The following is an 11,615-nucleotide window of genomic DNA, read 5'->3' on the forward strand; positions in this document are numbered from 1 at the left end:
GCTACCTCACATCCGGAACAGGCCGAAGCGCGTCTCTTCAATCGGTGCATTCAGCGCCGCAGACAGCGAGAGACCGAGCACGTCGCGGCTCTTGGCCGGGTCGATCACCCCATCGTCCCATAGCCGCGCCGACGCGTAGAGCGGATGGCTTTGCCGTTCGAAAAGATCGAGCACCGGCTGCTTGAAACTGGTCTCCTCCTCCGGTGTCCATGGCGTGCCGGCACGGGAGAGCGCCTCGCCCCGCACAGTCGCAAGCACGCCGGCCGCCTGCTCTCCGCCCATGACCGAGATGCGGCTGTTCGGCCATGTCCAGAGAAAGCGCGGCGAGAAGGCGCGACCGGCCATCCCATAGTTGCCCGCACCGAAGGAACCGCCAACCAGCATCGTCACCTTTGGCACCCCGGTCGTTGCGACCGCGGTAACGAGCTTCGCACCATTCTTCGCGATGCCTTCGATTTCGTATTTGCGGCCAACCATGAAGCCGGTGATGTTCTGCAGGAAGACGAGCGGTATCCTGCGCTGCGAGCAGAGCTCCACGAAATGGGCGCCCTTCAGGGCCGACTCGGAGAACAGCACGCCGTTGTTGGCGACAATGCCCACCGGGATACCATGGACATGTGCAAAGCCGCAGACCAGCGTCGTCCCGTAGCGCGCCTTGAATTCATCGAAACGCGAGCCGTCGACGATACGGGCGATAACTTCGCGCACGTCGTAGGGCACGCGCAGGTCGGCCGGGACGATCCCTGCGATTTCCGAGGGATCGAACAGTGGTGCCTCAACCGCCTGGCGCTCGACGCCACCCGCCTTGGATCGATTGAGATTGGCGACGGCGCGCCTCGCCAATGCCAGGGCGTGCGCGTCATCTCGCGCAAGATGGTCTGCGACACCGGAGAGCCTTGTGTGCACATCGCCACCGCCAAGGTCCTCGGCCGAAACGACTTCGCCCGTTGCGGCCTTCACCAGCGGCGGGCCGGCGAGAAAGATCGTCCCCTGCCCCTCGACGATGATTGCCTCGTCGGACATGGCTGGCACGTAGGCACCACCTGCCGTACACGAGCCCATGACGACGGCGATCTGTGGAATTCCTGCCGCCGACATATTGGCCTGATTGTAGAATATCCGGCCGAAATGATCGCGATCCGGAAAGACCTCGTCCTGATTCGGCAAGTTCGCGCCGCCCGAATCCACCAAGTAAATGCAGGGCAGATTGTTCTGGGCCGCGACTTCCTGCGCGCGCAGGTGCTTCTTTACCGTCATCGGAAAGTAGGTGCCGCCTTTGACGGTCGCGTCGTTGCAGACGATCATGCAATCGCGCCCTGAAACGCGGCCGATGCCGGTTATCAGCCCAGCACCCGGCGCCTCATTGCCGTACATGCCGTGGGCTGCGGTCAATCCGATTTCGAGAAAAGGCGTAGCCGGATCGAGCAGGGCGGCGATCCGATCCCGTGGTAGCATCTTGCCGCGGGCAACGTGACGCTCGCGCGCTGCAAGTCCGCCCCCATTCGCCGCACTCAAGGCTGCGTCCTCGATGGCACGGATAGCTTCGGCCATCGCCGCGCGATTTGTCCTGAAGCTCTCCGAATTCGTCGAAATCTGCGACTTCAAAACCGTCATTGGTCACCAGGATGGTTGTCGGATGAAACGTTCGGATCAGGCCGTTTCGGAAAAGAGCTCGCGGCCAATCAGCATGCGTCTGATCTCAGAGGTTCCGGCACCGATCTCGTAGAGCTTGGCGTCACGCAGCAACCGGCCGGCGGGATAATCGTTCGTGTAGCCATTCCCCCCGAGCGCCTGGATTGTCTCAAGCGCCAACAGCGTCGCCTTCTCGGCGGCATAAAGAATGCAGCCGGCAGCATCCTTGCGCGTCGTCTCGCCGCGATCGCAGGCCGCCGCAACCGCGTAGACATAGGCGCGCGCCGTGTTCATGGTCACGTACATATCGGCGAGTTTTCCCTGCATCAGCTGGAATTCGCCGATCGCCTGGCCGAACTGCTTTCTTTCGTGAAGATAGGGCACGACGACATCCATGCAGGCGGCCATGATGCCGATCGGTCCAGCGGAGAGGACGACACGTTCATAGTCGAGCCCCGACATCAGAACGCGTGCACCACCGCCGAGTGTGCCCAGCACATTTGCCGCGGGAACCTCGCAGTCCTCGAAGATCAATTCGCAGGTGTTAGAGCCGCGCATGCCAAGCTTGTCGAGCTTCGGGCCAGTTGAAAAGCCCTTGAAGCCTTTCTCGACGAGGAAAGCCGTGATGCCACGCGGACCCGCATCAGGGTCTGTCTTCGCGTAAACCACCAGCACATCGGCATCCGGGCCGTTGGTGATCCACATCTTGTTGCCGTTGAGGAGGTAGCTGTCGCCTCGCTTCTTCGCCCGAAGCTTCATCGAAACGACGTCGGATCCGGCGCCCGGCTCGGACATGGCGAGTGCGCCAACATGTTCGCCGGAGATGAGCTTCGGCAAATAACGCGACTTCTGCTCGTCCGTTCCATTGCGGCTGATCTGATTGACGCAAAGGTTGGAATGGGCGCCGTAGCTGAGGCCGACGGAGGCGGAAGCGCGGCTGATTTCCTCCATCGCAACGCAATGGGCCAAGTATCCCAAGCCGGCGCCGCCATAGGCCTCCTCGGCCGTGATCCCGAGCAGTCCCATCTCACCCATCTCGCGCCAGAGTGGCGTTGGAAAACTGTTGCTGCTGTCCGTCTCGGCAGCGAGCGGTGCAATGCGCTCCGTCGCGAAACGTCGAACGCTGTCACGGAGCGCCTCGATCTCGTCCGCCAGACCAAATCTCAAACCACCGGAATACATGCCTTCCCTCCCAAGTCCGGCGCGCGACTACAACAGCGTCCGGTATGCGTGTGTCGTCATTCTCCCGTCATTGTTCTTCACGCGTGTATCTTGTCGGCAGCTCCTCCACTGCCGGTCGGCCTGATAAATCTCGTTGAAGAACGCGAAAATGGCAAGCATTTCCGGTCGGCCAGACGTTTCTGACCGCCAGTTTGCCCCAGCGACTATTCGATCGATCTTCGGCCGGCATCCGCCCTTCCTCCCGAGATAGGCGACGCACGGGATCTTTAGAGATCCGCGTGAGAATAAAGGGATGCTAGCACCGGGCGCGCGGAATTTCTGAACCAAGACGGTTCATCCTGCGCAAACTATGGAAAGAATTCGCCGCTGGGACGACGCGTTCAACCGCTGAGGGCCGTCCGACAAAATCGACGGCCCAAGTGGCGATATGAGCCACCTATGACGCTAGCGCTTTATGGCGCGGCCACTGCGGCTTTCGGCGATTGCCCGCACTTGATGACGGCGAACCAGCTCGGCCTGTACCTCGGCCTGAAACGTCATGACATGTTCGCGGACCTTAGCTTCGGAGCAGCCAAGCGACGTCAGCTCATCAGCCAGTCGGCGGCATTCTGTCTTCCAGAAGCGTACTGCATCCTCGCCGTGGCGACGGTCCAGTTCGGTCGCGCACCGTTCAATGTCTCCGGCGCGTGAAGCGACCGGGAAAAGTACGATCTCGCTTGTCGTCATTGCTTGCAGATTCTTGTTTGACTGTACTGACATCGACTCATTCCGTTGCGTCCGACTCATTCCTAGCTGACCATGGTTAACGCTTTCCTCTTCGCCCCCACAAACGCGGCGTTCAATTCATCGCGGCGGTCAAAGCGGGCATCGACACGGTCTCCGCCACAAGCAGGACTTCCGAACCATCGGAAATGCCGCTAGGCTTCTGCAGGCTGCTTTATTGATGCAGCGAGGGGGCTGAAATCAGTGAGACGTGTAGTTGCGAAGCCTGTTGCGGCGGCAATCGTGGTGTTCGCGCGCGCCATTACCGCGGTTCGCGCTATCTGGCCGAATGACGGCATTCCCCAGGGCCAGTGTGTTTACTTCGCCAATCACTCCAGCCATGGCGATTTCATCCTGGTCTGGGCCGTCCTTCCGCCGAGCTTGAGACGGAAGACACGCCCCGTCGCTGGCGCGGAATATTGGCTGAAGTCATCGATCAACCGCTTCATCGGCTGCAACGTCTTCGACGCAGTTCTTATCGAGCGGGACCGCGACAAGCGCACACGCGATCCGATTGAAGTCATGGCCGAAGTGGTCGATTCCGGAGCGTCGCTGATCCTCTTTCCCGAAGGAACGCGCAACCAGACAGATGCGCCGCTGCTGCCGTTCAAGAGCGGACTGTTCCATCTCGCCTCGACCCGGCCGGACATTCAGCTTGTGCCGGTCTGGATCAACAATCTCAATCGGGTCATGCCAAAAGGCGAGATCGTCCCGATCCCCTTCATCTGCACCGTGACCTTCGGCAACGCCATTCGGATCGAAGCCGGCGAGACCAAGGAAACCTTCCTCGACAGGGCGCGGACGGCGCTGCTTGATCTGTCACCAAAACACCTGGGCGGTAAAGAATGAACGCAGCGAACGCCGACTTGTGGACACTCGTCCTTGGCATCTTCACGCTCCTGATCGTTTCGTCGACCATCGGCTACCTGCTGCAGCGGCGACTGCCGGCCGGCCAGTCGAATGCCGCGATCGAGAACCTGAACGCACGCATCAAGGCGTGGTGGATCATGGCCATCCTGATCGGCCTTGCCTTTCTTGCCGGTCGGATCGGCGTGCTGCTGCTGTTTGGCTTCTGCTCTTTCGCGGCACTACGCGAGTTCATTACGCTGACCGACACCAAACGCGCCGATCACTGGGCGCTCGCAGCCGCCTTCTTCGTCGTCCTGCCGCTGCAGTATTGGCTGTTGTGGGAGAGGCAATACGGCATCTTCTCGATCTTCATTCCGGTCTACGCGTTCCTCTTGATGCCGATCATCTCCGTACTGCGCGGCGATACCGAGCGTTTTCTGATACGCATTGCCGAAGTCCAATGGGCGCTGATGATTTGCGTATTCTGCGCCTCCCACGTTCCGGCGCTGCTGACGCTGACGATCCCCGGCTACGAAGGCCGCAACGTTCTGCTGATCGCTTTCCTGGTGATCATCGTGCAGCTCAGCGACGTGCTCCAATATGTCTGGGGCAAGCTGTTCGGTCGAACAAAAATCGCACCAAGCCTGTCGCCTTCAAAGACCGTGGAGGGCTTTGTCGGGGGCGTCTTGAGCGCGACGTTGATCGGTGCCGCCCTATGGTGGATCACACCTTTCACGCCGCTCCAGGCCGGGGTCATGGCTTTCGTTATCACCATGATGGGCTTTTTCGGCGGCCTCGTCATGTCGGCGATCAAGCGAGATCGCGGCGTCAAGGACTGGGGTCACCTGATCGAAGGGCACGGCGGACTGATTGACCGGCTCGATTCCGTCGTCTTTTCCGCGCCGATCTTCTTTCACATTGTCCGCTACTGGTGGTCGATCACATGATGACGCCGGTCCGTCGGCTGGCCCAGAGCAGTGCGATACATGTGCTTTTCGCATTTGTCGCCATGGGCGGCTGGGCGGTCTTCGCCAACAGCAGCCATCCGCCGCAGCGAGCCCTATTTGCCGGCCTTGTGCAGGGCGCACTCTCGGCCGGCCTCACCTTCTTTCTCAAGACGGTTATCGAGCGGCTCGCAAAACAGTTCAAAGGGCGCGCCGGTCTCTGGGCACCGCCGCTGATCGCATGTCTGGCATCGACTGCCGTGCTGATCTCGATCCATGCGTTGAGCGGCACCCCGGAAATCCTGAAAACCATAGCGGTGCCGCTAACCGTCTCGACGACCTACGCGGCAGTCTACAATTACTTTGTCTACCAAGAGAGGATCGTGGCATGACGGAAACGGGCGATCGCCGGCCGCTGGCAAGCAGAGACACGCAATGGGCAAAGCGCATTGCGAAATGGCTGGCGACACGGTCGGTCACGCCGAACCAAATCTCTCAGGCAAGCATGGTCGCCGCGGCATTGGCCGGCGGCGCGTTCTTCCTTGCGGGACGGGATGACGGGTGGACAAGACCGCTCCTCCTCGTTCTCGCGGCCGCGTTCTGCCAATTGCGGCTGTTGTGCAATCTCTTCGACGGTATGGTTGCCGTTGAGGGCGGCAAGGGCGCGGCGGACGGCCCCTTCTGGAACGAATTCCCCGACCGCGTCGCCGACATCCTGATCCTGGCCGGTGTTGGGTATGGCATCGGATCGCCCGGCCTTGGCTGGGCGGCGGCATCTTTTGCCGTATTGACGGCCTATGTTCGCGAGCTCGGTCGAGCAACCGGGACGCCGAGCGACTTCTCCGGCCCGATGGCAAAACAACACCGAATGGCGACAATCACGGCTGCGACAATCCTCTCGATCCTCGAGCCGTTTTGGAGCGGGCACAATCAGGTTCTACTCGCTGCCCTCTGGCTGATTACGATCGGTGCTGCCTTCACGGCGCTGCGACGGGGCAGAAACGTCGTTCGGAATCTGAAAGGTGGCCACGCGGGCAATTGACGCCCTTCACTCAATCCTCGTCAGGCGTACCGAAAAGCTCGAAAGTGCGCTTTGCAGTCGAGCGCACCAGCAATACAACAACCGCGCCGCTTCTTCTTTTCCCCGAAGCGGCCTTGGACTAGCCTCGCTTCGGCGAGGCATTTTTCTTCCATCGGCATTTATAAGATTTTTATATCCGCGGCCCGCCGCCGATCTCGAACGCTTATGCGGTTCGACCGCATATTAATGTCCGAGAGATCCAAGGATCATCTCCAGCCAGAAAGCATAAAAGGTGCCATCCTGAGGATGGCGCCCTTTGTCTTGTCTGACTCCAGAAGAACAACAGGAGTCACGATCGATGATGGACATAGTTCTACTCGCCACAGCAGTCGTTTTTTTCGCCCTCTGCTTTGCTTACACCAAAGCCTGCGACCGACTTTAACCGGAGAAGCGCCATGACACTCGACTATATTCTCAGTAGTGCCGTCACCGTGTTCCTCACGGTTTACCTCACCTACGCTCTCATTCGCCCCGATCGCTTCTAGCATCGCGCCTCCTCCCAAGGCGCGACCGGCGAAACAAATCGGGTATTGAAAGTTACCTCCCATGACCCTCAACGGATGGCTTCAGATCCTGCTTTACTGCGGGATCATCACTGTGCTCGTCAAACCGCTCGGCGGTTACATGACACGCGTCTTCAATGGCGAACGCACGTTTCTCTCACCCGTCCTCGTTCCGATTGAACGGGGACTTTATGCGCTTGCAGGCACCAGCGAACGCGACGAACAGCACTGGACTTCATATGCGTTCGCCATGCTGATGTTCAACCTGGTCGGCTTCATCGTCCTCTACGCGCTGCTGCGTATGCAGGACATCTTGCCCCTGAACCCGGCCGGAATGGCTGCGGTTGGCCCCGAACTCTCTTTCAACACCGCCACAAGCTTCGTCGCCAACACCAACTGGCAGAACTACGGCGGCGAAAGCACGATGTCCTATCTCACGCAGATGGCTGGCCTCACCGTACAGAACTTCGTATCTGGCGCGACCGGCATGGCAATCGCCATCGCCCTGATCCGCGCCTTTTCGCGCGCATCCGGTAAGGCGGTCGGCAATTTCTGGGTCGATATGACCCGTGCGACGCTCTACATTCTCCTGCCGATCTGCATCGTGCTGACGCTGGTCTATGTCTACCTCGGCGTGCCGCAGACGCTCGGCCCTTATGTCGACGCGACGACGCTCGAAGGCGCCAAGCAGACGATTGCTCTTGGACCGGTGGCCTCGCAGCTCGCCATCAAGATGCTCGGAACCAACGGCGGCGGCTTCTTCAACGCCAACTCCGCGCACCCCTTCGAAAACCCCGACGCGATTTCCAACCTCCTCCAGATGGTCTCGATCTTCGCAATCGGTGCTGCCTTCACCAATGTCTTTGGACGCATGGTGGGCAACCAGCGCCAGGGCTGGGCAATCCTCGCCACCATGGGCGTACTCTTCATTGTCGGCGTCGGCGTCACCTACTGGGCGGAAGCCGCAGGCAATCCGCTGATGCACGCCTTCGGCCTGCAGGGCGGCAACATGGAAGGCAAGGAAGTGCGCTTCGGCGTCACGTTGTCCTCGCTCTTTGCGGTCATAACAACCGCTGCCTCCTGCGGTGCGGTTAACGCAATGCATGGCAGCTTCACGGCACTCGGCGGGTTGATCCCTCTCATCAACATGCAGCTTGGCGAAGTCATCGTCGGCGGTGTTGGCGCGGGCTTCTACGGCATCATGCTTTTCGTGATCATCGCAATCTTTGTCGCAGGGTTGATGGTCGGCCGCACGCCCGAGTACCTTGGCAAGAAGATCGAAGCCAAGGAGATGAAGATGGCCGTGCTTGCCATTCTTTGCCTGCCGCTTGCGATGCTCGTGTTTACTGCGATCGCCAGCGTGCTGCCCTCCGCCGTCGCCTCGATCGGCACGGCAGGACCACATGGCTTCTCCGAGATCCTTTATGCCTACACGTCCGCTGCGGCGAACAACGGCTCGGCTTTCGGTGGCCTGACCGGCAACACACCCTGGTACAACATCACGCTCGGCCTCGGCATGCTGATGGGACGCTTTCTGGTGATCGTCCCGGCGCTCGCAATCGCAGGCTCCCTGGTCGCCAAGAAGACCGTCCCCGCCTCGGCAGGCACGTTCCCGACCGATGGCCTGCTCTTCGTAGGCCTCCTGACGGGCACGATCCTGATTGTCGGCGGACTGACCTTCTTCCCGGCCCTGGCGCTTGGCCCGGTTGTCGAGCACCTGGTCACGATCGCCGGCCAGACCTTTTGAGGTGAAGCAATGATCCTTCGTCACAAGCTTCGCAAATCCTTCAACGCACGTCCCGGTTCGCCGGGACGTGACAACCAGCGGATGACCCGCGCCTCCGACATCATTCTAGTGATGCTCGCCGGCCTCCTCGTCATCGCCGCGGTACTTCGGATCCTACACGGCTGATCGCAACACGGTCGCCTTACTCTTTTCAAGCTGGAGTCTCTTATGAGCCAGGCAAAATCAGCGAGCATCATGGATTCTCGCATTCTCATTCCGGCCGTGGGCGCCGCCTTCAAGAAGCTGAACCCGCGCACCCTTGCCAAGAACCCCGTCATGTTCGTCGTAGCAACGGTTTCGGCGCTGACCACGATCCTGTTCGTCCGTGATCTCGTCACGGGCGGCGGAAATCTTGGCTTTTCCTTCCAGATCAACCTTTGGCTCTGGTTCACCGTGCTTTTTGCCAACTTCGCCGAAGCCGTTGCCGAAGGCCGCGGCAAGGCGCAGGCGGACTCGCTGCGCAAGGCTCGCACCGAAACCCAGGCAAAACTGCTGACGGCCAACAACGGCACCGGCTACCGCCTCGTTCCGGGCACGAGCCTGAAGGTCGGCGATCTTGTCCTCGTCGAGGCTGGCGACATCATTCCCTCGGACGGTGAAGTCATCGAGGGCGTCGCATCTGTCAACGAGGCCGCGATAACAGGCGAGTCCGCCCCTGTCATCCGCGAGTCCGGCGGCGACCGTTCGGCCGTTACCGGCGGTACGCAGGTTTTGTCCGATTGGATTCGCGTTCGTATCAGCGCGGCCGCGGGGCACACCTTCCTCGACCGCATGATCTCGCTCGTCGAAGGTGCCGAACGTCAGAAGACCCCGAACGAGATCGCCCTCAACATCCTGCTTGCCGGCATGACGCTGATCTTCGTTCTGGCCACCGCGACCATCCCCAGCTTTGCAAGCTATGCCGGCGGCTCGATCCCGATCATCATCCTCGTCGCGCTCTTCGTGACGCTGATTCCGACGACCATCGGCGCGCTTCTCTCGGCGATCGGCATCGCCGGCATGGACCGTCTGGTACGCTTCAACGTGCTGGCCATGTCCGGTCGCGCCGTGGAGGCAGCCGGCGACGTCGACACGCTGCTCCTCGACAAGACCGGCACGATCACGCTTGGCAATCGCCAAGCCACGTCCTTCCGCCCCGTTCACGGCATCTCCGAACAGGACCTTGCCGATGCCGCGCAACTGGCATCGCTCGCCGACGAAACACCGGAAGGCCGCTCGATCGTCGTGCTCGCCAAGGAGAAATACGGCATCCGTGGCCGCGACATGGCCAGCCTGAAGGCCGCTTTCGTGCCCTTCACCGCGCAGACGCGCATGAGCGGCGTGGATGTCGAGGGCTCTTCGATCCGTAAGGGGGCCGTCGATGCCGTACTCGCCTATGTTGGCGCCGCATCGGCACCGGCTTCAGGCAATGCAGCGATCGCCATCCGCACCAACACCGAGACCGTGCGGGAACTGCAGGCAATTGCCGACGAAATCGCCAAGGCAGGCGGCACGCCGCTTTCAGTCGCCCGTGACGGCAAGCTGCTCGGCATCATCCAGCTCAAGGACATCGTCAAGGGCGGTATCCGCGAGCGCTTCGCCGAACTGCGCCGGATGGGTATCCGCACGGTCATGATAACAGGCGATAACCCGATGACGGCAGCAGCAATCGCCGCCGAAGCCGGCGTGGACGATTTCCTGGCGCAGGCGACACCGGAGAACAAGCTCTCGCTGATCCGCGAGGAGCAGGCCAAAGGCAAGCTCGTCGCCATGTGCGGCGACGGCACGAACGACGCCCCTGCCCTCGCCCAGGCCGACGTCGGCGTGGCCATGAATACCGGCACGGTCGCCGCTCGCGAAGCCGGCAACATGGTCGACCTCGACAGCGATCCGACGAAACTCATCGAGATCGTCGAGATCGGCAAGCAGCTGCTGATGACCCGTGGCGCGTTGACGACCTTCTCGATCGCCAATGACATCGCCAAGTATTTTGCCATCATCCCGGCGATGTTCCTGGCCTTCTACCCGCAGCTTGGCGTCCTGAACATCATGGGACTGGCCACGCCACAGAGTGCCATATTGTCGGCCATCATCTTCAACGCGCTAATCATCGTCGCGCTGATCCCGCTCTCCCTGAAGGGCGTGAAATACCGCGCAATCGGCGCCGGCGCGCTCTTGTCCCGCAATCTGCTGATCTACGGTGTCGGCGGTATCATCGTCCCGTTCATCGGCATCAAGGCGATCGACATGGTCATCACAGCCATCGGTCTCGCCTAAGGAGTTGACATCATGTTGAAAGAACTTCGTCCGGCAATAGTAATGATCGTTGCCACCACCGCCATCACCGGACTGCTCTATCCGCTCGCAATGACGGGCGCTGCGCAGGCACTCTTCCCGTCGCAAGCCAATGGCAGCCTGATCGAGAAGGACGGCCACGTGATCGGCTCGACCCTGATCGGCCAGGCCTTCACCGGCGAGAACTACTTCCACGGCCGTCCCTCGGCAGCCGGCGACGGCTACAATGCCGCCAGCTCCAGCGGTTCGAACCTCGGCCCAACCAGTCAGAAGCTCATCGATCGCGTGAAGACTGACTACGAAGCAGCCAAGGCGACCAACCCGAATGTGGAGGTGCCGATCGATCTCGTGACGGCTTCCGGCAGCGGCCTTGATCCGCACATCTCACCCGAAGCCGCCTACTTCCAGATACCGCGCGTCGCCAAGGCGCGCGGCATGGATGAGGCAAAGCTCAAGACGATTGTCGATGCCGCCGTCAATCACCCCGAACTTGGGTTCCTCGGTGAACGCACGGTCAATGTTCTGGCATTGAATCAGTCTCTTGATGCTTCTATCTCTCAGTAAAATTGAAGGCCCCGGGCGTCTGCGCGCACCGGGGCTTG

12 protein-coding genes are annotated in these 11,615 nt (G+C 60.8%); 9 read left to right on the plus strand and 3 right to left on the minus strand.

Features of this window, described 5'->3' with window-relative positions:
• Window positions 1-6: 6 nt before the first annotated feature.
• From AF71_RS14930 to AF71_RS31690, 3 genes are all read right to left on the minus strand, one after another.
• Window positions 7-1,614 (minus strand): carboxyl transferase domain-containing protein, encoded by a 1,608-nt coding sequence (locus tag AF71_RS14930; RefSeq protein WP_169681897.1) that lies wholly within the window; start codon window positions 1,612-1,614, stop codon window positions 7-9.
• Between the two features lie 36 nt (window positions 1,615-1,650).
• Window positions 1,651-2,814 carry an isovaleryl-CoA dehydrogenase gene (locus AF71_RS14935; RefSeq protein ID WP_025657988.1) on the minus strand — a complete coding sequence of 388 codons (1,164 nt, stop codon included), beginning with the start codon at window positions 2,812-2,814 and terminating at the stop codon, window positions 1,651-1,653.
• Between the two features lie 444 nt (window positions 2,815-3,258).
• The gene (locus AF71_RS31690; RefSeq protein WP_025657987.1) at window positions 3,259-3,573 is read right to left on the minus strand and encodes a DUF6074 family protein; all 315 of its coding nucleotides are present in this window, start codon (window positions 3,571-3,573) and stop codon (window positions 3,259-3,261) included.
• 207 nt (window positions 3,574-3,780) lie between these two features.
• Here AF71_RS31690 and AF71_RS14945 point away from each other — a divergent pair, with 207 nt between their 5' ends.
• From AF71_RS14945 to kdpC, 9 genes are all read left to right on the plus strand, one after another.
• Complete coding sequence (locus tag AF71_RS14945) at window positions 3,781-4,425, plus strand: lysophospholipid acyltransferase family protein (protein WP_025657986.1); 645 nt, start codon at window positions 3,781-3,783, stop codon at window positions 4,423-4,425.
• Entirely contained in the window at window positions 4,422-5,372 is a 951-nt protein-coding gene (locus tag AF71_RS14950; protein ID WP_018855973.1) for a phosphatidate cytidylyltransferase, read from the plus strand. Before AF71_RS14945 ends, AF71_RS14950 begins: the two co-directional genes overlap by 4 nt.
• Window positions 5,369-5,761, plus strand: a complete 393-nt coding sequence (locus tag AF71_RS14955) for a hypothetical protein (RefSeq protein ID WP_025657985.1) — start codon at window positions 5,369-5,371, stop codon at window positions 5,759-5,761. The genes AF71_RS14950 and AF71_RS14955 overlap by 4 nt, the downstream gene beginning before the upstream one ends.
• Complete coding sequence (locus tag AF71_RS14960) at window positions 5,758-6,411, plus strand: CDP-alcohol phosphatidyltransferase family protein (RefSeq protein WP_025657984.1); 654 nt, start codon at window positions 5,758-5,760, stop codon at window positions 6,409-6,411. The genes AF71_RS14955 and AF71_RS14960 overlap by 4 nt, the downstream gene beginning before the upstream one ends.
• 434 nt (window positions 6,412-6,845) lie before the next feature.
• Window positions 6,846-6,935 (plus strand): K(+)-transporting ATPase subunit F, encoded by a 90-nt coding sequence (gene kdpF / locus AF71_RS14965; RefSeq protein WP_169681899.1) that lies wholly within the window; start codon window positions 6,846-6,848, stop codon window positions 6,933-6,935.
• A gap of 61 nt (window positions 6,936-6,996) precedes the next feature.
• Window positions 6,997-8,700, plus strand: coding sequence for a potassium-transporting ATPase subunit KdpA (gene kdpA, locus AF71_RS14970; RefSeq protein ID WP_169681901.1), 1,704 nt, complete (start codon window positions 6,997-6,999; stop codon window positions 8,698-8,700).
• Between the two features lie 9 nt (window positions 8,701-8,709).
• Window positions 8,710-8,865, plus strand: a complete 156-nt coding sequence (locus tag AF71_RS14975; protein WP_169681903.1) for a hypothetical protein — start codon at window positions 8,710-8,712, stop codon at window positions 8,863-8,865.
• A 42-nt stretch (window positions 8,866-8,907) separates the two neighbouring features.
• Window positions 8,908-10,995 (plus strand): potassium-transporting ATPase subunit KdpB, encoded by a 2,088-nt coding sequence (kdpB, locus tag AF71_RS14980; RefSeq protein ID WP_025657982.1) that lies wholly within the window; start codon window positions 8,908-8,910, stop codon window positions 10,993-10,995.
• A 12-nt stretch (window positions 10,996-11,007) separates the two neighbouring features.
• Window positions 11,008-11,577 carry a potassium-transporting ATPase subunit KdpC gene (gene kdpC / locus AF71_RS14985; protein ID WP_025657981.1) on the plus strand — a complete coding sequence of 190 codons (570 nt, stop codon included), beginning with the start codon at window positions 11,008-11,010 and terminating at the stop codon, window positions 11,575-11,577.
• Window positions 11,578-11,615: the final 38 nt, after the last annotated feature.

Origin of the sequence: Rhizobium sp. 57MFTsu3.2 (genome assembly GCF_012932765.1) — a bacterium.
Classification (GTDB): Bacteria; Pseudomonadota; Alphaproteobacteria; order Rhizobiales; family Rhizobiaceae; genus Rhizobium; species Rhizobium altiplani.

Bases quoted from the DNA above. Each gene is read 5' to 3' on its own strand.
- AF71_RS14930 (WP_169681897.1), bottom strand. From the start codon at position 1,614: ATGACGGTTTTGAAGTCGCAGATTTCGACGAATTCGGAGAGCTTCAGG.
- AF71_RS14935 (WP_025657988.1), bottom strand. From the start codon at position 2,814: ATGTATTCCGGTGGTTTGAGATTTGGTCTGGCGGACGAGATCGAGGCG.
- AF71_RS31690 (WP_025657987.1), bottom strand. From the start codon at position 3,573: ATGTCAGTACAGTCAAACAAGAATCTGCAAGCAATGACGACAAGCGAG.
- AF71_RS14950 (WP_018855973.1), top strand. From the start codon at position 4,422: ATGAACGCAGCGAACGCCGACTTGTGGACACTCGTCCTTGGCATCTTC.
- AF71_RS14955 (WP_025657985.1), top strand. From the start codon at position 5,369: ATGATGACGCCGGTCCGTCGGCTGGCCCAGAGCAGTGCGATACATGTG.
- AF71_RS14960 (WP_025657984.1), top strand. From the start codon at position 5,758: ATGACGGAAACGGGCGATCGCCGGCCGCTGGCAAGCAGAGACACGCAA.
- kdpF (WP_169681899.1), top strand. From the start codon at position 6,846: ATGACACTCGACTATATTCTCAGTAGTGCCGTCACCGTGTTCCTCACG.
- kdpA (WP_169681901.1), top strand. From the start codon at position 6,997: ATGACCCTCAACGGATGGCTTCAGATCCTGCTTTACTGCGGGATCATC.
- AF71_RS14975 (WP_169681903.1), top strand. From the start codon at position 8,710: ATGATCCTTCGTCACAAGCTTCGCAAATCCTTCAACGCACGTCCCGGT.
- kdpB (WP_025657982.1), top strand. From the start codon at position 8,908: ATGAGCCAGGCAAAATCAGCGAGCATCATGGATTCTCGCATTCTCATT.
- kdpC (WP_025657981.1), top strand. From the start codon at position 11,008: ATGTTGAAAGAACTTCGTCCGGCAATAGTAATGATCGTTGCCACCACC.